At 37.6% G+C, this 23,855-nt stretch carries 26 protein-coding genes; 16 read left to right on the top strand and 10 right to left on the bottom strand.

Annotated features, from left to right (window positions below; all coding sequences use genetic code 11):
- The first annotated feature begins 126 nt into the window (after window positions 1–126).
- The 9 genes from argF to ABN256_RS12895 all read left to right on the top strand — a co-directional run bounded on the left by argF (window position 127) and on the right by ABN256_RS12895 (window position 7,308).
- Entirely contained in the window at window positions 127–1,131 is a 1,005-nt protein-coding gene (argF, locus tag ABN256_RS12935) for an ornithine carbamoyltransferase (RefSeq protein WP_196554281.1), read from the top strand.
- A 178-nt stretch (window positions 1,132–1,309) separates the two neighbouring features.
- Entirely contained in the window at window positions 1,310–1,480 is a 171-nt protein-coding gene (locus ABN256_RS12930) for a hypothetical protein (RefSeq protein ID WP_176694712.1), read from the top strand.
- The gene (gene pyrB, locus ABN256_RS12925) at window positions 1,480–2,415 is read left to right on the top strand and encodes an aspartate carbamoyltransferase (RefSeq protein WP_072069547.1); all 936 of its coding nucleotides are present in this window, start codon (window positions 1,480–1,482) and stop codon (window positions 2,413–2,415) included. The genes ABN256_RS12930 and pyrB overlap by 1 nt, the downstream gene beginning before the upstream one ends.
- 13 nt (window positions 2,416–2,428) lie before the next feature.
- On the top strand, window positions 2,429–2,887 hold the full coding sequence (gene pyrI, locus ABN256_RS12920; protein ID WP_006535648.1) for an aspartate carbamoyltransferase regulatory subunit: 459 nt from the start codon (window positions 2,429–2,431) through the stop codon (window positions 2,885–2,887).
- A 324-nt stretch (window positions 2,888–3,211) separates the two neighbouring features.
- On the top strand, window positions 3,212–3,598 hold the full coding sequence (locus tag ABN256_RS12915; protein WP_006535650.1) for a RidA family protein: 387 nt from the start codon (window positions 3,212–3,214) through the stop codon (window positions 3,596–3,598).
- Window positions 3,599–3,941: 343 nt separating this feature from the next.
- On the top strand, window positions 3,942–6,080 hold the full coding sequence (nrdD, locus tag ABN256_RS12910) for an anaerobic ribonucleoside-triphosphate reductase (protein WP_196554280.1): 2,139 nt from the start codon (window positions 3,942–3,944) through the stop codon (window positions 6,078–6,080).
- A gap of 4 nt (window positions 6,081–6,084) precedes the next feature.
- Window positions 6,085–6,549, top strand: a complete 465-nt coding sequence (gene nrdG / locus ABN256_RS12905) for an anaerobic ribonucleoside-triphosphate reductase-activating protein (RefSeq protein ID WP_196554279.1) — start codon at window positions 6,085–6,087, stop codon at window positions 6,547–6,549.
- 26 nt (window positions 6,550–6,575) lie between these two features.
- Entirely contained in the window at window positions 6,576–6,785 is a 210-nt protein-coding gene (locus ABN256_RS12900; protein WP_023583554.1) for a hypothetical protein, read from the top strand.
- 160 nt (window positions 6,786–6,945) lie between these two features.
- Window positions 6,946–7,308, top strand: coding sequence for a hypothetical protein (locus tag ABN256_RS12895; RefSeq protein WP_082151806.1), 363 nt, complete (start codon window positions 6,946–6,948; stop codon window positions 7,306–7,308).
- Window positions 7,309–7,332: 24 nt separating this feature from the next.
- Here ABN256_RS12895 and ABN256_RS12890 read toward each other — a convergent pair whose 3' ends face one another.
- The gene (locus ABN256_RS12890) at window positions 7,333–7,773 is read right to left on the bottom strand and encodes a YhbP family protein (RefSeq protein WP_196554278.1); all 441 of its coding nucleotides are present in this window, start codon (window positions 7,771–7,773) and stop codon (window positions 7,333–7,335) included.
- 114 nt (window positions 7,774–7,887) lie between these two features.
- Window positions 7,888–8,139 (bottom strand): YdgH/BhsA/McbA-like domain containing protein, encoded by a 252-nt coding sequence (locus ABN256_RS12885; RefSeq protein WP_115351203.1) that lies wholly within the window; start codon window positions 8,137–8,139, stop codon window positions 7,888–7,890.
- 286 nt (window positions 8,140–8,425) lie between these two features.
- Here ABN256_RS12885 and ABN256_RS12880 point away from each other — a divergent pair, with 286 nt between their 5' ends.
- On the top strand, window positions 8,426–8,716 hold the full coding sequence (locus ABN256_RS12880; protein WP_196554277.1) for a GIY-YIG nuclease family protein: 291 nt from the start codon (window positions 8,426–8,428) through the stop codon (window positions 8,714–8,716).
- Between the two features lie 15 nt (window positions 8,717–8,731).
- Here the strand turns inward: ABN256_RS12880 and ABN256_RS12875 are convergent, their stop codons facing one another.
- Both ABN256_RS12875 and ubiT read right to left on the bottom strand, forming a co-directional pair.
- Window positions 8,732–9,238 (bottom strand): GNAT family N-acetyltransferase, encoded by a 507-nt coding sequence (locus ABN256_RS12875; protein ID WP_196554276.1) that lies wholly within the window; start codon window positions 9,236–9,238, stop codon window positions 8,732–8,734.
- A complete protein-coding gene (gene ubiT, locus ABN256_RS12870; protein ID WP_072069553.1) occupies window positions 9,232–9,765 on the bottom strand; it encodes a ubiquinone anaerobic biosynthesis accessory factor UbiT in 534 nt (177 codons plus the stop codon). Before ubiT ends, ABN256_RS12875 begins: the two co-directional genes overlap by 7 nt.
- A 216-nt stretch (window positions 9,766–9,981) precedes the next feature.
- On the opposite strand from ubiT, the gene ubiU reads away from it, so the two are divergent.
- A complete protein-coding gene (ubiU, locus tag ABN256_RS12865) occupies window positions 9,982–10,977 on the top strand; it encodes a ubiquinone anaerobic biosynthesis protein UbiU (RefSeq protein WP_072069554.1) in 996 nt (331 codons plus the stop codon).
- 13 nt (window positions 10,978–10,990) lie between these two features.
- The gene (locus ABN256_RS12860; RefSeq protein ID WP_196554275.1) at window positions 10,991–11,869 is read left to right on the top strand and encodes a U32 family peptidase; all 879 of its coding nucleotides are present in this window, start codon (window positions 10,991–10,993) and stop codon (window positions 11,867–11,869) included.
- A gap of 121 nt (window positions 11,870–11,990) precedes the next feature.
- Here ABN256_RS12860 and ABN256_RS12855 read toward each other — a convergent pair whose 3' ends face one another.
- From ABN256_RS12855 to ABN256_RS12845, 3 genes are read right to left on the bottom strand one after another with little or no spacing between them, the layout of a single operon-like run.
- A complete protein-coding gene (locus ABN256_RS12855) occupies window positions 11,991–13,151 on the bottom strand; it encodes an ABC transporter permease (RefSeq protein WP_164525868.1) in 1,161 nt (386 codons plus the stop codon).
- Window positions 13,151–14,296, bottom strand: a complete 1,146-nt coding sequence (locus ABN256_RS12850; RefSeq protein ID WP_072069557.1) for an ABC transporter permease — start codon at window positions 14,294–14,296, stop codon at window positions 13,151–13,153. Before ABN256_RS12850 ends, ABN256_RS12855 begins: the two co-directional genes overlap by 1 nt.
- A gap of 9 nt (window positions 14,297–14,305) precedes the next feature.
- Window positions 14,306–15,277, bottom strand: coding sequence for an HlyD family secretion protein (locus ABN256_RS12845; RefSeq protein WP_072069558.1), 972 nt, complete (start codon window positions 15,275–15,277; stop codon window positions 14,306–14,308).
- A 234-nt stretch (window positions 15,278–15,511) separates the two neighbouring features.
- Here ABN256_RS12845 and ABN256_RS12840 point away from each other — a divergent pair, with 234 nt between their 5' ends.
- Both ABN256_RS12840 and btsR read left to right on the top strand, forming a co-directional pair.
- Entirely contained in the window at window positions 15,512–17,215 is a 1,704-nt protein-coding gene (locus tag ABN256_RS12840; RefSeq protein WP_196554274.1) for a sensor histidine kinase, read from the top strand.
- Between the two features lie 2 nt (window positions 17,216–17,217).
- Window positions 17,218–17,934 (top strand): two-component system response regulator BtsR, encoded by a 717-nt coding sequence (gene btsR / locus ABN256_RS12835; RefSeq protein WP_072069560.1) that lies wholly within the window; start codon window positions 17,218–17,220, stop codon window positions 17,932–17,934.
- A 36-nt stretch (window positions 17,935–17,970) separates the two neighbouring features.
- Here the strand turns inward: btsR and ABN256_RS12830 are convergent, their stop codons facing one another.
- On the bottom strand, window positions 17,971–18,474 hold the full coding sequence (locus ABN256_RS12830) for a hypothetical protein (RefSeq protein WP_340894797.1): 504 nt from the start codon (window positions 18,472–18,474) through the stop codon (window positions 17,971–17,973).
- A 311-nt stretch (window positions 18,475–18,785) separates the two neighbouring features.
- Here ABN256_RS12830 and ABN256_RS12825 point away from each other — a divergent pair, with 311 nt between their 5' ends.
- Window positions 18,786–20,021, top strand: coding sequence for an SPM autocatalytic domain-containing protein (locus ABN256_RS12825; RefSeq protein WP_340894795.1), 1,236 nt, complete (start codon window positions 18,786–18,788; stop codon window positions 20,019–20,021).
- A gap of 1 nt (window position 20,022) precedes the next feature.
- On the top strand, window positions 20,023–20,775 hold the full coding sequence (locus ABN256_RS12820) for a tetratricopeptide repeat protein (RefSeq protein ID WP_197269640.1): 753 nt from the start codon (window positions 20,023–20,025) through the stop codon (window positions 20,773–20,775).
- Window positions 20,776–20,873: 98 nt separating this feature from the next.
- Here ABN256_RS12820 and ABN256_RS12815 read toward each other — a convergent pair whose 3' ends face one another.
- Window positions 20,874–22,757 (bottom strand): DEAD/DEAH family ATP-dependent RNA helicase, encoded by a 1,884-nt coding sequence (locus ABN256_RS12815; protein WP_072069562.1) that lies wholly within the window; start codon window positions 22,755–22,757, stop codon window positions 20,874–20,876.
- Between the two features lie 171 nt (window positions 22,758–22,928).
- The gene (gene nlpI, locus ABN256_RS12810) at window positions 22,929–23,816 is read right to left on the bottom strand and encodes a lipoprotein NlpI (RefSeq protein WP_349439527.1); all 888 of its coding nucleotides are present in this window, start codon (window positions 23,814–23,816) and stop codon (window positions 22,929–22,931) included.
- Between the last annotated feature and the right edge of the window lie 39 nt (window positions 23,817–23,855).

Genomic DNA, 23,855 nt, shown 5'->3' with positions numbered 1-23,855 from the left:
AACACTCCATACCTAATATGATGTGCTTATCGCAGACTGTCTAAATTAAAAGTTTTTCTCTAGGGGTTGATGATGAATATTTATTGATATAAATTGAATATAAATTCAATGACAGGATATCACTCTATGAACCCTTTTTATCAAAAATCATTCTTACGTTTACTGGATTTTTCACCCGCTGAAATTCAACAACTACTTACATTGTCAGCACAATTAAAAAAAGCCAAAAAATCAGGTAAAGAAACTCAATATCTTGCAGGAAAAAATATTGCGCTTATTTTTGAAAAAGACTCAACACGTACTCGTTGTGCCTTTGAAGTTGCGGCTTTTGATCAAGGCGCCAGAGTGACTTATTTGGGGGGCGGAAGCCAAATTGGGCATAAAGAATCCATCAAAGATACCGCTCGAGTATTAGGCCGTATGTATGATGGTATTCAGTATCGGGGTTATGGGCAAAAAACGGTAGATGCCCTTGCACAATATTCAGGTGTACCTGTTTGGAATGGTTTAACCAATGAATTTCACCCAACCCAGCTGTTAGCAGACTTACTGACTATCACAGAACATCAAACCAAGCCATTATCAAAAACCGTATTTGCTTACCTTGGTGACGCTCGTAATAACATGGGAAATACTATGCTGGAAGCAGCAGCGTTAACAGGTATAGATTTACGTTTAGTTGCACCTAAAGCATGTTGGCCTGATGCAAGCTTAGTGGCTCAATGCCAAGATGTTGCCAACAAAAATGGTGGAAAAATCACACTTACTGAAAATGTGGCTGAAGGTGTTAAAAATGCTGATTTTCTTTACACCGATGTATGGGTCTCTATGGGTGAACCAAAAGAAGTTTGGAAAGAGCGTATTGCGTTACTGAAGCCTTACCAGGTCAATATGAATGTTGTTAAATTAACAGGAAACCCAGAAGTCAAATTCCTTCACTGTTTACCGGCTTTTCATGATGAAGAAACCACAATGGGTAAAGCATTAGCGGAAGAGTTTAACCTATATGGCGGTTTTGAAGTCACTGATGAAGTATTCGAATCAAAACACAGTATTGTGTTTGATGAAGCAGAGAACCGTCTTCACACCATAAAAGCCGTGATGGTAGCGACCCTTGCCAATCCGTTCTGAAATACATAATCATGCAAAACACCTATTTTTTCTCGATTAAAAAATAGGTGTTTTCTTCGTTTTATCTCAAGCTTATTGATTTTTAAATCAAAAAAAAAATTTTAGAAAAAAATAAAAGCAAACGCTTGCGTGCAAAGCTAAGATGCGTATAATGCGCCACAATTTGTCAGGAGGAAAGATGAAACAGCGCCTATTCCAATTTTTCACAAAAACACGCACCTTAATGGGTCGCAAGCGCATTCACTTTTTTCCAATAGCCCAATTTTTTGAAACCCCTCTTATTGAGGGGTTTTTTTTGGCCTATAAGAAACCACTCATCGCACAATTCATCGCTAAAGGAGAACTCTAATGACTAATCCGCTCTACCAAAAGCATATTATCTCCATCAATGATCTGGACAGGGAAGATTTGGAAGCAGTTCTTCGCGTTGCTGATAAATTAAAACAGCAGCCTAATAACGAATTGTTAAAAGATAAAGTGATAGCAAGTTGCTTTTTTGAAGCATCAACACGAACTCGTTTATCATTTGAAACAGCGATCCACCGCCTTGGCGCATCTGTTGTCGGCTTTTCTGATGGAAGCAACACATCATTGGGAAAAAAAGGTGAAACATTAGCGGATACCATTTCTGTTCTACGCACTTATGCCGATGCCATTGTGATTCGCCATCCTCAAGAAGGTGCAGCACGTTTAGCCTCTGAGTTTGCTGGTGATATTCCTGTTCTAAATGCAGGTGATGGTGCAAATCAACATCCAACACAGACTTTACTGGATTTGTTTACCATTCAAGAAACACAAGGCCGTTTAGATAATCTCAATATCGCAATGGTTGGTGACTTAAAATATGGTCGAACTGTGCATTCACTGGCACAAGCATTAGCGAAATTTAAAGGTAATCATCTCTATTTTATCGCCCCTAAAGTACTCGCGATGCCAGAGCATATTCTTCACTTGCTGGAAGAAAATGGTGTTGAATATAGCCAGCATGAAACAGTAGATGAAGTCATGCCAGAGCTGGATATTCTCTATATGACACGTGTACAAAAAGAACGTTTAGATCCTTCTGAATATGCAAATGTTAAAGCTCAGTTTATTTTAACTAGCGCTGATTTAGTGAATGTGAAAGATAATCTCAAGATTTTACACCCACTGCCGCGTATTGATGAAATCACAACGGATGTAGATAAAACACCTTATGCTTACTATTTCCAACAAGCTGGAAATGGTATCTACGCACGTCAGGCATTACTTGCCTTAGTTCTGAATAAAAACTTAGTTCTTTAATAAGGAGCACACCATGACACATGATCACAAACTAAAAGTTGAAGCTATCAAACGTGGGACTGTTATTGATCATATTCCAGCGCAGGTGGGCTTTAAAATTCTTTCACTGTTCCGTTTAACTGAAACTGATGAAAGAATAACCGTAGGTTTTAATTTACCTTCAGAAAATTTAGGTAAAAAAGACCTCATTAAAATCGAAAATGTCTTTTTAACCTCAGAACAAGCAAACCGTTTAGCAATGTATGCGCCACAAGCCACTGTCAATATTATCGATGATTACCAAGTGGTTAATAAGATGGCGTTAAGCTTACCTGAATTACTTGAAGATGTGGTGCCTTGTCCTAATAGCAACTGTATTAGTCATAACGAGCCAGTACAAAGTAGTTTCCGAGTCAAAAAACTGGCCTCAGATGTGGTATTAACCTGTAAATACTGTGAAAAAGAGTTCGAACGCCACGCGGTTATTCGTTAATTATCTTCACTATCTGCTCGCAAGGGCAGATAGTTTTTTATAAAAAGAGAATAATTACCTATTAAAAGCTTCAAGGCTATTTATATTAAAAATGAAAATAGCCTATCCTTTCTTTTTTATAAAAAAATTTACTATAACTTCGCCACTTTTATGGGCTAAAAATAGCGTCAAACCGCACTACTACTCTTCATTTATTTTCTTTTTATACTTACAGACTTTATGATAAAGCCTGACATCTGTCATATTGCTAACTTACAGCGCTGGCTATAATAGCGCCGTGCTAATCAAGCGTTAGTCTTAATCTTATAAAAACAGGAGTTCTACATGTCTTACGAAATTAATACCGATAAAGCCCCTGCAGCAATTGGCCCTTATGTACAAGGCGTTGATTTAGGTAATTTAGTGATCACTTCAGGTCAATTACCTGTTGATCCAGCTACAGGTGAATTTGTTTCTGATAATGCTGCAGAACAAGCTCGTCAGTCTTTAGAAAATGTAAAAGCAATTATTGAAAAAGCGGGTTTAACTGTTGCTAATATCATCAAAACTACTGTTTTCGTAAAAGATTTAAATGATTTTGGTACCATTAATGCCGCTTATGAAGCTTTCTTTAAAGAGCATAATGCAGCATTCCCAGCTCGTTCTTGTGTTGAAGTTGCTCGTTTACCAAAAGATGCAAAAGTAGAAATCGAAGTTATCGCTATCCGTTAATTTCATTTCAAGAATCGATCATAAAAAAGCAAAGGTCTCTTTATGAGCACTTTGCTTTTTTTATGTTCTCATTTTTTCATGATTAATTTATCGTTTCTGTTTTGGCGTATATTTACAATTCAGCTAACCCCTCTTGATGCCTGATGTAGCAAAAATACCTTGATTTAGATCAGTTTTAATGAAGATTATTTCCCTTTCAATTACTATATATTGTGTTTTAATACATCTCGATATACAACATATAGTAATTATACACATCTTATCCACAATAAGCCTGAATGCTGTGCCATCACCTGTTTTTATGGGATTTGAGCCTGTGGATAAATAGTTAAGGAGCAAGATTGTGAAAACCATAGTGATAAAACGAGACGGATGTAAAGTCTCTTTTGACCAAACCCGCATCAGCGATGCTATCAAAAGAGCCGCCGTAGCTTGTGAGATCACTGATGATGATTATTGCGATTCTGTCGCGCAATCCGTTTCACAATCTCTCGCAGGACGTTCGAATGTCGATATCCGTGAGATCCAAGACGCCGTAGAAAATCAGCTGATGGCTGGCGAGCATAAAGATGTCGCCAGAGCCTACATTGAATACCGTCATGACCGGGATGTTGCCCGTGAGCAACGCGGAAGATTAACTCAGGAAATTCGAGGTCTTATCGAACAAAGCGATGTCTCTATTCTTCATGAGAATGCGAATAAAGACAGTAAAGTTATCCCTACCCAACGTGATTTACTTGCGGGTATTGTGGCTAAACATTACGCAAAATTGCATATCCTGCCAAGAGATGTGGTACTCGCTCATGAGCGAGGTGAAATTCATTATCATGATCTCGATTATTCACCGTTTTTCCCTATGTTTAACTGTATGCTAATTGACCTTAAAGGCATGTTAAACAATGGCTTTAAAATGGGGAATGCAGAAATAGAGCCTCCTAAATCTATTTCAACAGCAACCGCAGTAACAGCACAAATTATTGCACAAGTGGCGAGCCATATTTATGGTGGTACAACGATAAATCGTATCGATGAAGTATTAGCGCCATTTGTAAAATCAAGTTATGACAAACACTATAAAGTAGCGCAAGAGTGGCAAATTGCTGATAAAGAAGCCTATGCCAATGCGCGCACTGAAAAAGAATGTTATGACGCATTCCAATCTTTAGAGTATGAAGTTAATACACTACATACCGCTAATGGACAAACGCCATTTGTCACTTTCGGCTTTGGTCTTGGTACGTCAAAAGAAGCGCGTCTAATTCAACGTTCTATCCTTGAAAACCGTATGGCTGGTTTAGGCAAAAACCGCAAAACAGCTGTTTTCCCTAAACTTGTTTTTGCCATCAAAGATGGCTTAAACCATAAGTTCGGTGATCCTAATTACGATATCAAACAACTTGCGCTTGAATGTGCAAGTAAACGTATGTATCCGGATATCTTAAATTACGATCAAGTGGTTAAAGTAACGGGATCATTTAAAACTCCAATGGGTTGCCGTAGCTTCTTAGGTGTTTACGAAGAAAATGGTGAAATGATCCACGAAGGCCGTAATAACCTAGGTGTTATCAGTCTGAACTTACCGCGTATTGCCATTGAAGCCCAGGGTGACGAAGCCGCATTCTGGTCACTACTTGATGACCGTCTTGAATTAGCTAAAAAAGCGCTAATGACACGTATTGCACGTTTAGAAAATGTTAAAGCACGTGTTGCCCCAATTCTTTATATGGAAGGTGCATGTGGCGTGCGCTTAAAAGCAGACGATAACGTGTCTGAAATCTTTAAAAATGGCAGAGCGTCAATTTCATTAGGTTATATCGGTGTTCATGAAACCATCAATGCACTGTTTGGTACTGAAAAACACGTTTTTGATGATGAAACCTTAAGAGAAAAAGCGGTGGCGATTATTAATCGCCTACGTGAAGCAACAGACCAATGGAAAGCAGAGACTGGCTATGGCTTCAGTCTTTACAGCACACCGAGTGAGAACTTATGTGATCGTTTCTGTCGTTTAGATGCGGCTGAATTCGGCATTCTACCGGGTGTAACGGATAAAGGTTATTACACCAATAGCTTCCACTTAGATGTTGAGAAAAAAGTAAATCCATACGACAAACTGGATTTTGAAGCACCTTATCCTCCATTAGCCAATGGCGGTTTTATTTGCTATGGCGAATATCCAAACTTACAACATAACCTTAAAGCATTAGAAGACGTGTGGGATTACAGCTATACCCGTGTTCCTTACTACGGCACAAACACCCCAATTGATGAATGTTATGACTGTGGCTATACCGGTGAATTCTCTTGTACTAGCAAAGGCTTCACTTGCCCGCGTTGTGGTAATCACAACCCCGCGAGAGTCTCTGTTATTCGCCGTGTCTGTGGATATTTAGGTAGTCCAGATTCACGCCCATTTAATGCAGGTAAGCAAGAAGAAGTTAAACGCCGTGTAAAACATCTGGCAAATGGTCAGTTAGGTTAAGATTGTGAATTACCATCAATATTACCCTGTTGATGTTGTGAATGGTGAAGGTACACGTTGCACCCTGTTTGTTGCAGGGTGCATACACCAATGCCGAGGCTGTTATAACAAATCAACGTGGTCATTAACGTCAGGTAAGCCGTTTACCCAAGAGATGGAAGATCAGATCATTGCTGATCTACAAGACAATCGTATTAAACGCCAAGGATTATCACTTTCAGGTGGCGATCCTCTACACCCTCAAAATCTTTCTGCTATATTAAAATTGGTAAAACGCGTTAAAATGGAATGCCCTGAGAAAGATATTTGGGTTTGGACTGGCTACTTACTGGCTGACTTAACCCCAGAGCAGCAAGAAGTCGTTAACTATATTAACGTACTGATTGATGGGAAGTTCGTGCAAGAACTTTATGATCCCGCATTACTGTGGCGTGGTAGTAGTAATCAGGTGATCCATAAATTGAAATAATACACATTGAATTAACTGGAGGATGTATGCCTTTAAGTGATAATAAATATGTAAGCTTTTCTGAAGATCATGAGCTGAACTACCATTTAAAAAAATGGGGTAAAAAGCAGTCTAAAGCGAATCGAGAACAACTCGTGAAGCTAGGTACCGAATTGAAAAAGAAACTCGGTGCTAAACATCTCCAGCATACTGAAATAGATGCTGAGATAGAAAAAAATCTTTCATCATTTGAGTAACGCCTAAAAGCCCATTTCATAATGGGCTTTTTTCTTTCATCATTATCATTTAATCACCTCCGTTATCAAATGCGAATCATTTTCAAAAAAGATAGTCAGAGTGATTAGTTTTGTTTTATTATTAACACTCTTAACTATTCTTTTTATGATGATATTTGATATGAAATTAGCACTCTTCCCTTTATTTTCAATAGTTTTACTTTCTGGTTGTAGCAGTACTTGGGAACCTAAAGGTGCATCAGATTACACATTACAAGAAGCTAAAATGCTTTGTGAACTTGATGCAAATACTCGCTACCCTATTCGTAAAGAAGTACTACAACGTACTGTTTATCGCGATGTACAAAAAACATGTCGTAAAGATGATAAAGATCACTGTGGGGATAAAAAAACCTACACTGAACGTGTACCAATGACAGAAAGCTATGTTGAAGACATTAATCAAGAAGACAGAAAAACCTTCTACACCTCTTGTATGTCTTTAAAAGGGTGGGAACAAAAAAGTCATTATTTTTGGGAATAATAAGAAGTTAAGAACATAAGAGGCTTAATGACGTTGCCAATACAGCTTAGTCCCAAAACCTAACTGATTATTGACCATCTTAATTTCTTGTAATTGTAATTCCCATAAAGGCACATGGATGGCGGCTAATGCGACAGGAAAACGTAAACAATAATGTTTTCTTGCGTTGATGTCGTCCTTACCTGCCAGTAAAGCAACAGAACCTGTGAATTGAATACCTTGCAGATCGGATACTGCAATTTCTTGTGTGCTAATACTCCCTGCAACTAATAAATTTTCCTGCATCATTTGAGCATGACGAGTTTTCTTTTCAGAAAGGAAAACGAGCCTCATCTGACATTCATCAAACCAATAAAAACAATTAGCACACCAAATATCACTCAATGAACATGTTGTACATAAGGTGAACACATAGTTATTGTGTATATATTGTTTAATTAATTTGATCGAGTCTAGAGAAGTCATTATATACCTGCATAGAAACAAAAAGAGACGCTGTTTAGATGATAATTATATCATCAAAACGAGCGTCTTACCGCGTGTCTCTTATTACAGATTATTTATCGAAAATAGTTAAAATTAACGATAAATTTCAGCATTAACAGTGAGGTAATCTTCACCAGTTGCGCCAACAACTTTAAAGCCTTTTGCTCCTTCATCTTTTGCGATTTGAGCAATTTTGGTGGTTAAGCCATCTAAAGTATCACTACCTGTGATTGTGATATACTCACCATTGACAGAAGGACTTTTTGATACGCTATCAGCAGCCATTGAACCAAATGAAATAGCACTTAAAGCGAATGTTGCAGCGATTAATGTAGATTTTTTCATAATAAACTCCAATTTAATTCTAATTTTGTCAGATATCGCGGAGTGTGTCTCTGTGATGTGGATCATATTATGCGCTTTAATTTAACTTTAAAATTAGCAATAATTGCTGTTCATTTTCAAAAAAATTGAATGTTATTTTTTAAATTATAAATTTTATTGTCACAAAAATTTCACAACATATTGATATATTTAATAGATTTATTTTTGACATGGTTTAAATTACTCACTTCAAAAACTAAGAAATATTATTTATCAAAAGAAAAAGTAGCACGAAAAGGAAAAAATGATGGCTGACACAATGTGGTCACTCTATATTGTTAGAAATCGTCTTGGCTATCTTTATACCGGGATCACAACAAATGTTGAGCGCCGTTTTCAACAGCATCAGGATGGAACTGGCGCGAAAGCATTAAAAGGAAAAGGACCTTTATTATTAGAATTTTATTGTCAGGTTGGCGATAGGCAACGAGCCTCTCAGCTTGAATACCAATTAAAGCAGTTAAAAAAATGGCAAAAAGAAAAGCTGATCACAGACCAGCCTTCAGACATTGCACTGTATTTAATACAGGATAAATAAAATGAGTTAAGCGGATCAGCTAAACTGGTCAAATAAAGGTGAGTAGTTGACTAAACCGTGGATCTCTTCAACATTGCCATTATCTAACGCATAAAGCTGAAATGCCTCTTCTGTATCAGGCCATTTGCAATGTAAGCCTTGAGATTTAGCAGGAATAAAACCCGATACTTGATAGTATTTAGGATCTCCCAACACTACGACTGCGCCATACCCAAATTCATTTAGGCTATCTAACCCTTCATTAATCAGTTGGCGTCCAATACCTTGGTTTTGGAACTCTGGTGCAACAGCAAGTGGCGCAAGACCAACCCACTGACAATCTATTCCATCAACATCAACTGGTGTAAAACCGATATAGCCAACTAATTGGCCTTCATCGCTAATAGCCACCATGCCTAATGTTAATAGACCTTCTTCACGTAAATGCCCGACTAAATCAGCTTCAGGGCTTGTCGGAAACACTTGGCGCAAAAGGCTATCAATAGCAGGAATATCAACAGGAATTTCAACACGTATTAGCATGAAGTTGAGCTCAGTTCATGGCTGTGCATTTTGTCTTCAGTTTCTTCTTGAAGTCCACTTTTTACAAATTCAGCCAGTTGTAATAAACCAAAACGCAACACAGATGGCATTGAGTCTAATTCAATTGCATCCATCAGGTTCTTAACATATAACCCGAGTTCTGTATCACCCTCAATTTGTAGACGGCGTTGGAAAAATAAGGTGTCAGGATCTTCTTTGCGAGCTGCAATTAAAATAAGATCATTAGCATTACCACTAAAGCTGACATCTTCTTTTTCTAAGCGACTAACCACTAATTTATCATCACGAACACTGATAAACCACTGTAAATGTAAGTCTCTTATCTCTACTTTTAGCCATTTATCTTCTAAAAAGTGTAAATCACCTTCTGCAAGAGATTCACGAAACTGCCAACTTAAAAACTGTTCTAAAATATCGCGTTGCAAAGCAAATGGGGTAACTTGTAAAGGGTAACGTAAAAAACGAGGCCCCTCTTTTACCAAATGGGTACGAATTTTGTTAAACATGTTCGGACTCCTATAAATAAATTTAGGGGCTATTGTGCCAGAAATGAACAGATATTCTGCGATCCTATATCAATATTCTGTTAATCCATTGTTCGCTTTTTGAGTTCTTTGATTTTACTTAAGTAAAAAACAAACTTCTCTGCCTTAAATCAAAACCTTTTTTTATCTTACTCATTACAATTTCCGATCATTCTTAATTTCTAAAGGGAAGTGAAGATGGAATTGCTGTGCCCTGCGGGTAATTTACCTGCCTTAAAAGCAGCCATAGATAATGGTGCGGACGCCGTTTATATCGGCTTAAAAGATGATACTAATGCAAGACATTTTGCAGGTTTGAATTTCACAGAAAAGAAGCTACAAGAAGCAGTTAATTATGTTCATCGCCACCAGCGAAAACTACATATTGCAATAAACACCTTTGCTCACCCTAATGGATTTGAACGCTGGCAAAAGGCCGTTGATATGGCGGCATCTTTGGGTGCTGATGCGCTTATTTTGGCAGATATTGCGATGCTAGAATATGCGGCTGAGCGTTATCCTCATATTGAACGCCATGTTTCTGTACAAGCCTCAGCAACCAATACACAGGCAATTGAGTTTTATCAACGCAATTTTGATGTTGCTCGTATTGTTCTTCCTCGTGTTCTATCTATTCATCAAGTGAAACAATTAGCACAAACTAGCCCAGTACCTTTAGAAGTTTTTGCCTTCGGAAGCTTGTGTATTATGGCTGAGGGCCGATGCTATCTTTCTTCCTACTTAACCGGTGAATCACCCAATACGGTAGGTGCTTGCTCTCCTGCGCGTTTTGTACGCTGGCAACAGACACCACAAGGAATGGAATCTCGCCTTAATGATGTTCTGATAGATCGCTATGCGCCTGATGAAAATGCAGGCTACCCAACACTGTGCAAGGGACGCTATTTTGTTGATGACCATTGTTATCATGCATTAGAAGAGCCAACTAGCCTAAATACCCTTTCCCTATTACCTGAATTAATGGCAATGAATATTGCCTCTGTCAAAATTGAAGGTCGCCAGCGTAGCCCCGCTTATGTCACAGAAGTCGCAAGAGTTTGGAGAACGGCAATTGATCAATGTAAGAAAGATCCCCAAAGCTTTAACACTGATCCTCGTTGGATGAATGCCTTAGGAAAAATTTCAGAAGGAACACAAACAACATTGGGTGCTTATCACCGTAAATGGCAATAATAAGGATAAGAAAATGAAATATGCATTAGGCTCTGTACTTTATTATTGGCAAAAATCTACACTCGAAGCGTTCTATGAAAAAGCAAAACAATGTGATGCTGATATTATCTATTTAGGCGAAACAGTTTGCAGTAAACGCCGAGAAACTAAACCTCAAGATTGGATTAATCTCGCCAAAGAAGTCGCTAAAAGTGGCAAACAAGTGGTTCTTTCTACCTTAGCGTTATTACAAGCGCCTTCTGAATTGAAAGAAATTACTAAGCTGGTTGATAACGGCGAGTTTTTAATTGAAGCCCATGATTTTGGCGTCATCAATATGCTTTATGAGCGCAATCTTCCTTTTGTTGCGGGTCACGGATTAAATTGCTACAACGCTTATGCGCTACGTTTATTGTATAAACAAGGCATGATACGTTGGTGTATGCCTGTAGAACTTTCTCGTGAATGGCTAAGTAACCTTCTAAACCAATGTGAAACATTGGATATTAGGAATAAATTTGAAGTCGAAGTCTTGGCTTATGGACATCTTCCTTTAGCTTATTCAGCACGTTGTTTTACTGCTCGTTCTGAAAATCGCTCTAAAGATGATTGTGAAACTTGTTGCCAAAAATACCCACAAGGCCGTGAAGTATTATCACAAGAAAATCAGCAAGTTTTTGTATTAAATGGTATTCAGACACAAAGCGGTTATTGTTACAACTTGGGTAACGATCAAACATCAATGGCAGATTTAGTGGATATTATCCGGCTTTCACCTGAATCTGACGCTATTTTTGATACCTTGCAACAATTTCGCCAAAATGCAGAAGGCCAACATCCTCTTACAACTATCCATCACCATGACTGTAATGGTTATTGGCGTAAACTAGCTGGATTGGAGTTGGTAGAATAAGTCTTTTATCCACTCTGTTTCATCTATAATAGAGTGGATTTGTCATGTTCTAAGCCAACTACTCTTAGCGTTAGCTGGCGCCTCATTTAAATAAATCTTGAGATATTTCTTGAATTAAAACCTATTTAGATCCACGGTGATGTAACCAATGTTTAAATTGGTGTGTAATATGTCTTAACTCACCATTACGTAGCATACCCACCAGCACACCTAATACCGTATAAATCACACCTAAAACAAGCATCATCACGATATCACCCAATATACTTTGGAATGACAGCCCCATTTGGTTAATCCCTGCCATCGCGTTTACAGCCCATGTAGACGGTAATGCAGATGAAATGGCAAACACCCAATCTGGCATAGCTTGTAGTGGCCATATCGTGCCAGAAATATAAAACACAGGTGTTGTTACAAATGCCAATGTCAGATAAATCATCTCAACACTGCGTAAGCATTCTGTAATTAATTTACCTAACCCTAAGACCGCTAATAAGAATGGAAATGTCAGCATCCAGACTTGATAAAGTGGAGCCTCTTGGCGATAACCCAATACCCAAGGCCATAATGCAAAGAATACAGCCGACAAAAATAACCAAATAGGAATAAGTGCAGATAATGCCCCTAAATAAACCGCTAGTGGTGGTTTTCCTTTCGGCGTACTTCTTACTGCAATACTGACTCGTACACAGGCAATTAAAAGGGAGTGTTGCAATAACATAACTAATAGACCAGGAAAAATAATCGCAGCAAAACTAACACCAGGGTTATACATTGCGATCGTTTCACCTTGGATAGGTTTTAGCAAAATCGTTGATTGTTCAATGCTAAAACCAGCATTTCTCAAAATACGACCATTATAAGCATCTAATAGCTGCTGATAAGCCAACATCAATTCTTGCTGAATTTGCCCACTGGCAAGTCGGTTTGTGGCATCACCAAACACAGGAACAGTGACATCTTTACCATTAAGAAGTTTCTTTTCAAAATTCGTTGGCACAATAATGATGGCAAATAGCTCGCGCATGATCATATCGTGGCGAGCTTCATCTAAACTATCGTAATTCTTGATACTGAGCTTTGGTGTTGCATTTAATGAGCGAATAAGAGAGTAGCTCGCAGGGCTGTGATCTTGATTAATGACCGCAACGGGTAGATCCCATAATACGGGTTTAGCATAAACCAAACTCATAACGCAAAGTGACACAATCAATAGCATCCACATCGGTTTTTCTAACATACCGAGTAATACACGCTTAAAGGTTTGGAAATACATTTGCATCATGCAACACCTACCTGTAATTCTAATCGTTTAAAAATACGTTTACGAACTAAGAAGGCGATAGCAAAAGGATAAATCAGCAAGAGCGAACAAACATACAAAATGCCTTGCAATGACACCTCTCGTAAGAAGATATCAAACATTGCATTTAAAGCATGCGTTAAAGGCTCAAGGTTAGAGATAATTTGAGCAGGCAATATCATCGAAAGCTCTGGTACTGCCATACCTGAAAAAGCTAAGGCAATACTCACTAACATACCTATCATACTGTATGCAGTGATCGCACTATTGGTAAACGCAAAAAGCAGTAACCCCACACTTTGTGCCGCGATAATATAAAAGAACCCAACAAGTACCATATAGAGTGGATTGCCATTTACTTTGGCACCTGAAAAATGCACCAATGCTGCAAGCTCTATAATTAATAATGTTAAGAAAAATAACGTATAAGGAGAAAGTTTACCAATCAATGCAAACGTAAAAGGCTTAATATTCAACAGCATATTTCCTCGTGACAACGAATAAATCGTGCAGGTCACGACAAATAACTGAAGCATATGGATCGTAGCGGCAAATTGCTGATAATAGATATAACTACCGCTGGCATTAAATAAGCTGTCATAAGAGAGCGTGACTTTTGCCAATGGCGGTACAGGCTTATTCATTTCTTGTGCTAAAACAGTGCGATACTGTGCATTAAGTTCTGCAATAAGGCCACTAAAATCCTGTATCGCATAACTCCCTGCGGCATAATACAACCCATTGTAATACATCCGTGTGGTGGGTTGCTTTCCTGCTAATACATCACTTTCAAAATGGCGAGGAATGGTCAATATAGCGTAATCTTTTGCACTACCTAACCGCTCCATTGCTGTACGAGGGTTGCCATCTAGTGTATTTAATTGCGCATGGGAGCCAGCATTTAAGTCTCTGATCAGTGTTCTCGATAATGGGCTATTATCGTTATTGATCACTGAAACGGGCAAATTCAGCAATGTACCTTCAGAAAAGTTAGCACTAATTAACGTGAATAACATCAATGGAAACAGCCAGCTCAGCCAGTGAAAAACGGGGCTACGAACTGCCATATGAGTTTCTCGTGAAAATGCGCTACTAAAGCCACGCCAAGCTGCTTTTACTCTCATTATTCGCCCTTATTTATCCCAGCGCCATAACGCACTCATTCCAGGACGTAGCCCCTCAATCGGCGTCACAGGATACAGTCGAATTTCAAACGTTTTTAAATCGAAATCACCCGTTGCTCTTGTCGCTCTTTTTGTTGCGTAGTCACCCATCGGAGCGATATAGCGAATTTCCGCTTCGACTTCTTTGTTGCCCAGAGCAGGAATAATGATAGTAATGCGATCACCTTTGCGAATATCCGCTAAAATATCTTCGCGAAGGTTATAAACAAAATAGGCATCAGGAATGCGAATGAGTGTCGCAAGTGGGCTATTAGCATTAAAAAGCTCACCAATTTCTGCCGGAATTGGTCCAACCTCACCATCAACAGGTGCTTTGACGTGTAAATCGTCTTGTTGGATCTTCAGCTCGATAAGTTGTTGTTCTGCTTGTTGTACCGCAGCCATGTATTTATGACGTAACTCAATGCGATCGCCATTTTTAGCTTCATCTAATTCTGCTTGGGCAGCTCTTACTCGTTGTGATGCAACATCACGACTACGACGTGCATTGTCCAGCTCGGTTGCTGAGACATAACCTTGATTAGCTACTGCGTTAATACGCTGATAATCTCGTGTCGCATTACTAGCTTCTACTTTGGCTTGAGATAACACTGCTTCTAAATTACGAATGCTCTCTTCTCTTGTGCCATGTAGTGATAAATCTAATTGAGCTTGCGCTTGTGCTTTCGCCGCTTCGAGTGCCGCAACTTGTGCATTAAGTTCAGGGCTTTCTAATGTGATCATTAATTGCCCGGCTTTGACATCATCACCTCGCTCTATATGGCGCTCAATTACACGGCCTTTAGCTTTTGAGGCAACAATCACTTCTGGTGCATCGACTTCCCCTTGCAGTAATAAATATTGATTATGCGCGCGGAAAAGTACGGCTAATGCAATTAGTATTAGCATTAATAAAATAAGATAAATGGTTCTTTTTTTCATATAACGATTAGACCTTAATAGTGAAGTAGAACACTCACTGACAGAGTTATATTACACAATAACTCAGAATTTCTTTAAGAATTTTGTGCGCCAGATCACTGATGCAAAGGAATATTTTCTTTGAAAGCGCGATTAAGTTACTCTTATATCAAACTTTATTGCCTAATTAATAGCCCCGTTTTATCTGAACTTTTTATATTAATCAGATGAAAAAGAGAACGGTACTCAATACCTATGTATGAATTTGATCTTATTTTGCTGTTATTACAGCAAATGTGTGTTTATTTAATTATTGCTTGGTTTTTAAGTAAAACACCTCTATTTACGCCGCTTTTACAGGTCACAATAAAGCTACCTCATAAGTTGATGTGCTATGTCATTTTCTCTATTTTTTGCATTATGGGTACCTATTTCGGATTGCACATTAATGACTCTATTGCTAACACTCGTGCGATTGGCTCCGTCTTAGGGGGATTACTCGGCGGCCCATATGTTGGCTTTCTTGTTGGCTTTACGGGAGGATTACATCGTTATTCTCTCGGAGGTATGACAGCACTGAGTTGTATGGTTTCTACTATCGCAGAGGGATTAATTGGTGGATTAGTTCACCGCTATTATGTCAAACGTGGCCAAATGCATCGAATATTTAATCCATGGACTGCGGCAGCGGTAACTTTCTTTGCCGAAATAATACAGATGAGTATTATTTTATTATTAGCCCGCCCGTTTAATGAAGCACTTGCCTTAGTTAAGGATATTGCAGCGCCAATGATTGTTGCAAACACTATTGGTGCGGCAATGTTTATTAGAATATTACAAGATAGACGGGCAATATTTGAAAAATACACCAGCGCTTTCTCAGCGCAAGCATTAAAAATTGCCGTTTGCACCGAAGGTATTTTGCGTAAAGGATTTAATCAAGACAATAGCACTCGAGTTGCAAAAGTCATTTATCAAGAATTAAGAGTCAGTGCTGTTGCTATTACTGATAGAGATAAACTGCTCGCCTTTATTGGCATTGGCGCTGACCACCATTTACCTGGTACCCCTATTTCATCAGAACAATCGAAGCAGGCAATTAATAATAATGAAGTTGTTTATGCTGACGGGAATGAAACTCCGTATCGTTGCACTCTTTCTCCTCATTGCAAGCTAGGATCAACCTTAGTTATTCCGCTAAGAGGTGAAAATAACCAAGTCATTGGGACAATAAAACTCTATGAAGCTAAAAATCGCCTGTTTAGTTCAATTAACCGTACTTTAGGGGAAGGTATTGCCAGTTTATTATCTGCACAAATTCTGGCAGGGCAATATGAGCGAAATAAACAATCACTTTTAGAATCAGAGATTAAACTTCTACATGCACAAGTAAATCCACATTTTCTTTTTAATGCGTTAAATACACTACAAGCCGTTATTCGTCGTGATAGTGAACAAGCAAAACAATTAGTTCAATTTCTTTCTGCTTTCTTTCGTAAGAACTTAAAAAGACCGGAAGCAGTTGTGACATTAAGTGATGAAATCGAACATGTAAATGCTTATTTGCAAATTGAAAAAGCCCGTTTTCAAGATCGTTTACAGATTGATATTCACATTCCAGAAACTTTAGCCAATGCTCGTTTACCGGCTTTTTCGCTTCAGCCGATGGTCGAAAATGCAATTAAACATGGAACATCACAGTTATTAGACACCGGAAAGATTACAATTAGAGCGCACCAAGAGCATCATCTGATCATTATTGAAATCAGTGATAATGCGGGGCTTTATCGACCTCAATCTCCTTCCCATGAATTAGGATTAGGCATGAGGTTGGTGGATAAGCGATTAAAATTACGCTATGGCGAGCTTTATGGTGTTTTAGTCGAATGCCAAGCTGATGAATATACAAAGGTGAAAATTTGCTTACCTCTAGAAAAAAGCATGGATAACGTTACATAACAATGAATATATTAATCGTTGATGATGAGCCACTGGCTCGTGAGAATTTACGTTGTTTACTTGAAGTTGAAAAGGATATTCATATTATTGGTGAATGCAGTAATGCTATTGAAGCCATAGGAGAAATACATCGTAAAAAACCTGATGTTGTTTTCCTTGATATTCAAATGCCTCGCATTACTGGACTTGAAATGGTCACAATGCTAGATCCTGAACATCGCCCTTATATTGTTTTTTTAACTGCATTTGAAGAATATGCGATCCAAGCCTTTGAAGAACATGCTTTTGATTATTTACTCAAACCTTTAGAGCAGGAACGTCTCACAAAAACATTAAACCGTTTACGCCAAGGTAATAAACAAAATATTGATTTATTAACTCCGCCAGAAGAACGCTTAAAATGCATTCCATGTACCGGACATAGCCGTATTTGGTTAATGCCAATTGATGAAGCCATATTTGCCACCTCAAGACTCAGTGGTGTTTATGTCACGAATAATCAAGGCCAAGAAGGTTTTACTGAATTAACACTACGTACACTAGAAACACGCACACAATTAGTTCGTTGTCATCGCCAATATTTAGTCAATATGGATTATGTTAATGAGATTATTTTTGGTGATAATGGGCAAGCTGAACTGATCTTACACAATAACAGCCAAATTCCTGTTAGCCGTCGATATCTAAAACCGTTAAAAGAAGCGATTGGCTTAAGTTAATTAATAAAATCCCATAATAAATGAGTATTTAGATAATTATAAGTATTGTTCTAAATACTCATCAAAAACTTGTTGGTACTGCTTACGGTTAAAAATAAGTTGTTTAATCGGAGTAATTCCATGTTCATCAAGCTCTAGGGCATCTTCTCTATCTAATCCATCTTCATAAGTAATATTATTCCATTGCACATAATCTTTCGTAATATCTAAATCACAAGAAATCACAGAGCAATAATCACAACCACAATGGCAACGATATAGCACCAGCCTATTATTATCTAATTGGGTATAAAGTGGTTTAGTACCCAAAAACTGCTCTATTTTGCTACAAATAATTTTATGGCGATCGTAATTAGGGAAATAAGCTTTATCAACCACAATAAGGTCTAAATCAAAGTCTGAAAAGCGCAAATCTGTTTGTTTATCAAATCCCAACCACTCATCCAGGGCTTTACCATCAATATAAAAATTAAAATCTGTATGTTGAGTATTCGCCCCATGCTGAATACAACGTAATTCTAGTTTATTTATTTTATTCATTATAATTTCATACCCTGTTAATAATTCACTTTTTTATTATTACTTAAATCTTATTTATCACCAACGCATTGATAAATATATATTCTTTATTTAACTCAATAAAAATTAAAATATTTACACATAATTTTTAATTAAAAACCACAAGTTATAAACGGTGACTACTAACCTAACCATTAAATCTTAATTAAATAAAAAATAAACAGAAAGTTAATTATTCTAATAAAAACCATAAGTAGACAAATTAAAAGTTTAATTTTAGTTTAATAATAAATTTATTTTTTTAACATAAATCTTAGGGATAAGAGATCATTATGAAAGAGAAAAAGCACTATTCAATTCATAAAGTAGAAGATATGAATATTTACGGTGAATATAACGGAAATTTTTATTATAGTAAATATGGACATCCTGAAGTAACAATATTCGTTGCCCCATCAGGCAGTAAAATCTACCATGAACATGGAGAAACAGACCAAACTTCAACTTTTGGGCATACATTTATTGGTATTAGAGGCTGGGATCCTGTTACCGAAGAAAGGGAAGTTATTACCATCGGTTTTAGCCCTGGTGATAATATGAAGACAAGTGAGGATAATTTTTCATTTAATGATCACCTTCGTTATCCAGATGCATCCACTCTATCAATTAGATCATACAATTGGCCCTTTGCTAAAAATTTTGAAAAACTGTTCACACTATTACATACATATAAAACAGGTGAAAAACTTCCACCAAAATATAATCTTCTTTTTAATAATTGCGGTCAATTCGTTCAACATGTTTTGGATATATCAGGATTTAAAAACATTTATATTGCATTTCAACCAGATGATCTTTATGAGAATCTAAAACATGCAGCAGATAATTATAGAACACCATTAGCTATCGATTTAAATGCTAATGGAATACAAACACTTTCTAGCAATTCAAATATAGCGTTTGACTTTGATAGTAATAAGACTCCTATTCAAACAGGCTGGATCCATCCAGATGATGGTTTTTTAGTTTGGGATAAAAATAATGATGGGGTTATAGATAATGGAGAAGAATTATTTGGTGATAGAAGTTTGTTACCAAATAACACTAAAGCTCAAGATGGATTTTTAGCACTTTCATACTTAGATAGTAACAGGAATAAATTAATAGATAAAGGTGATAATCTTTGGTCTGAATTAAAAGTATGGCAAGATAAAAATTCAGATGGAATAACACAAAAAGATGAACTCTATTCGCTAGATAAAGCTGGTATTAATTATATAGAACTTAATATAACTAAAAGCCATTTCTATGATTTAAATAATAATTTTCATCAATTAGAATCCTTTGTAAACTGGGATAATGGAAATAGAACATTGATTACTGATGTTTTATTGCATCAAAAACCTAATACTGATAATAATAAAATTTCTCAACAATTAATGAACAATATTATCAATGAGATGGCTCGTTTTCCTTCTTCTCATCATAGTGAATCAATCCCAATAAATCAATTTATAAATCCAATTAAAAATACAATTTTAGCAACATCAAATCTATTGGGACAATAGAATGAAAATATTTAATAAGTTATTTTTTAGTTTATTCATTATTAGTAGCTCTTCATTTGGAAATGAATATCCTATTGTTACAGATAAAATGTTAATTTCCGGATATAATAAATTAGAGTTACGGTATAACCCTCAATTACCTTTTATTGCCCCTTATCCTGAAAATAAAAAACTTGTTTTTTCTCTTATTGAAAAAGCAAAAAAAAATAATAATGCTAATGATAGCTATCTCATTGCTTCAATTTTCTTTATTGGATGTTCTAATTTAAAATATAAAATCACTCATGAAAGTGATAAAAATCAATGCGAATTATCACGTCATTTTTTAAATAAAACATTAATATTGGAACCTAATCATGGAGCAGCTCTTTTCTATCAAGCTGCTGTTTTTAAAAATGGGTATGGTGTTAAAAAAGATATTAGCAAAGCAATTAAATACTATGATAAAGCATGCCGAATAAAAGGAAATCGAGTTATTATTGCTTGTGAGAATCTTTTTTCTATCTATTTACATGGTGAAAAAGGTATTCCTCAAGATTTAAACAAAGCTAAAGAATATGCAAAATGGACTGCTGAAAATGGTAGTAAAGAATATCAAGAATATATAAAAAAATGGGATTACATTTTATTTTCTCTAGAATTAAAGACAAAATTAAAAGAATGTAAAAGAAGTGGGATAGATGCATCTATATGCATCCGCAGAAGTAATAATGCACTCATGGAATATGCCAATAAAATGTACCCAATGGAATAACTATTTATCTCTACTTTATAAAAAAACCAGCCAACTTTCATTGACTGGTTTTATTTTTTATCATCAACTCAATTTAAAATTAAGTTAATTACCAACTCTTATTGGTTATGAGAACTGCTACGACGACGTGGAGTACCTTCGTTGTTACGACCACGGAAGTTACCGCGCTCGCCACCACGATCGTTGCTACGCTCACCACCGCGGTCATTATTACCACGACGTTGTGGTTGATCACCATTGTTAAAACGACGACCACCTTGTGGTTGACCATCACGACGGCTATTATTACGACGCTCACGGAAAGGCTGAGATTGAGCATCACCCACTAATTGCATATTCAGTGGTTTGTTCATGATACGTGTACGTGTAAAGTGGCCTAATAAGTCAGTTGGCATACCTTTTGGCAACTCGATTGTTGAGTGAGAACCATACAGTTTGATATTACCAATATAACGGCTGCTAATATCGCCTTCGTTAGCAATTGCACCGACGATATGACGAACTTCAACACCATCATCACGACCCACTTCAATACGGTATAAATCCATTTCACCAGCATCACGACGTTCACGACGAGGAGCACGTTCACGATCGTTATCACCGCGACGACGATCATCACGATCGTTAAATTCACGACGAGGGCGACGAACTGGATCAGGTGGCAGGATAAGCGCACGCTCACCTTGAGCCATTTTCAATAATACCGCAGCCAGTGTTTCCATATCTAACGCTTCTTCGCCTTGTGGCGCTAATTTAGGTAACAGAGCGCGATATTGGTCAAGGTTGCTTGTTTCTAATTGCTGAGCAATTTGCTGTGCAAATTTTTCCTGACGACGTTGGCTGATAAGTTCTGCATTTGGCAGTTCTACTTCAGGGATAGTCATCTTCATTGTACGTTCGATGTTACGCAGTAAACGACGTTCACGGTTATCAACGAATAAAATTGCACGACCCGCACGACCCGCACGACCTGTACGACCAATACGGTGAACATAAGATTCTGAATCCATAGGGATATCATAGTTCACAACAAGGCTAATACGGTCAACGTCAAGACCACGAGCGGCAACGTCAGTTGCGATAAGAATATCTAAACGACCATTCTTCAGACGCTCTAAGGTTTGCTCACGCAGTGATTGGTTCATATCACCATTCAATGCAGCACTGTTATAACCATTACGCTCTAATGCTTCTGCAACTTCTAATGTTGCATTTTTGGTACGTACGAAAATAATCGCCGCATCAAAATCTTCCGCTTCTAAGAAACGAATTAATGCTTCATTTTTACGTGCACCAAATGTCATCCAGTAACTTTGGCTGATGTCTGGGCGAGTTGTTACGCTGCTTTGAATGCGAACTTCTTTAGGATCATTCATGAAACGACGTGTAATACGACGAATAGCTTCTGGCATTGTTGCAGAGAACAGCGCAGTTTGGTGTTCTGCTGGGATCTTACTTAAGATATTTTCAACATCTTCAATAAAGCCCATACGTAACATTTCATCAGCTTCATCTAAAACTAAACCTTTCAGTTTAGATAAATCTAATGTGCCACGATTTAAATGGTCTAATAAACGACCAGGTGTACCTACAACCACTTGTGGCCCTTGGCGTAATGCACGTAATTGAACGTCATAACGCTGACCACCATACAGTGCAACTACATTTACTTTTGGTAAATGCTTAGAGAAATCTTCGATGGCTTCAGCAACCTGAACAGCGAGCTCGCGAGTTGGTGCTAAAACTAAAATTTGTGGTGCTTTTAATGATTCATCAAGATTGTGTAATAACGGCAGGCTAAATGCAGCGGTTTTACCACTACCAGTCTGTGCCATACCTAAAACATCATTGCCGTTTAAAAGGAAAGGAATACATTGTTGCTGAATTGGAGAAGGCTTCTCGTAGCCTAAGTCATTCAGTGCAGTCAAAATAGGTGCTGATAAACCTAGATCAGCAAAAGTCATATCGGTTTCAGTAGTCATGTCACTGTGCCTCATTCATTATGGCAGCCAGTTGACATAACATACCGCATGGTTTGTCGGTCTTTATCATCTAAAATGTGAACTGGCTCAAATTATATTATTAAACGAACAAACAAGCCCTCATCCTATGCAGATGATGGCTTTCAAACTGATCAGAGAAATGTTCGTCAGCTATTGCTGGTCCGATTCCGCTAGGTCTTCTTGTTGGCCTAACAGTGCTAATTCCAACAATGCGTAGCGGTGCTCAACAAAGTTATGTGCGTTGTTGGCAACCGTCAGCTTGAATAACGCTTCTGCGCTATCCATGTCCCCCAGACTTAGGTAATACTTACCTAAATAGAAGTTAGTTTCACTAAGATGCTCAGCGAGCGAAGTGTTATCGGTTGAGGCTTCATGTAGTTTTGACATTAACGCTTTTTCATTAATGTCGCCTAAATAAAACTCAACTATATTCCATCCCCATTGCCCCGTTTTATCCGCCTGCTGGTATCGCTGTTTTAACTGTTGTTTAGCTAAATCAGTGTTTATCTCTTTTTCGACAAGATATAACCAAAGCGAACGAATGGGGTCATTTGGATCGACCTGATAAAACGCCTGCAGATCATCCTGCGCCAATTTCAATCGGCCACCGTAGTATAAAGCGATACCACGATTAAAACGCGCATTATTGTAAGTTGGATCAAGCTCTAAAACAGAATCAAACGCTTCATAAGCAGCATCATAGTTCGCTGCTTGCGTAAAATAGATACCTAGAAAATTAAAAATTTCTAGCATATCTGGTCTTATTGATAGCGCCATTGAAAAATCATTACGCGCTAAAGCTCGTAAACCGAGACTATCATACAGCACACCACGCTCATATAAAAGCTGTGCGTATTCATCTTCGGTTAATGAGCGACTCGCAAGAATTTGTTCTATACGAGCCAATATCACTTCTTGTTGTAAAGAAGGTTGTAATGGAGTGGCGAAAATCGCATTCTGACGCCATTCTGGACTAGTGCTGCATCCGGAAATAAAGATGAAAACAGCAATAGAACAACTGCGCAGAAATGTTTTCATTTCTCACTCCCAAAGTCAGACCTTTCAACAAAAAGCGTT

This window comes from Proteus sp. fly-1008, assembly GCF_040140305.1.
Lineage (GTDB): Bacteria > Pseudomonadota > Gammaproteobacteria > Enterobacterales > Enterobacteriaceae > Proteus > Proteus vulgaris_B.
Note: the sequence above shows the minus strand (reverse complement) of the source record. Positions and strands in the feature narration are given on the sequence as shown.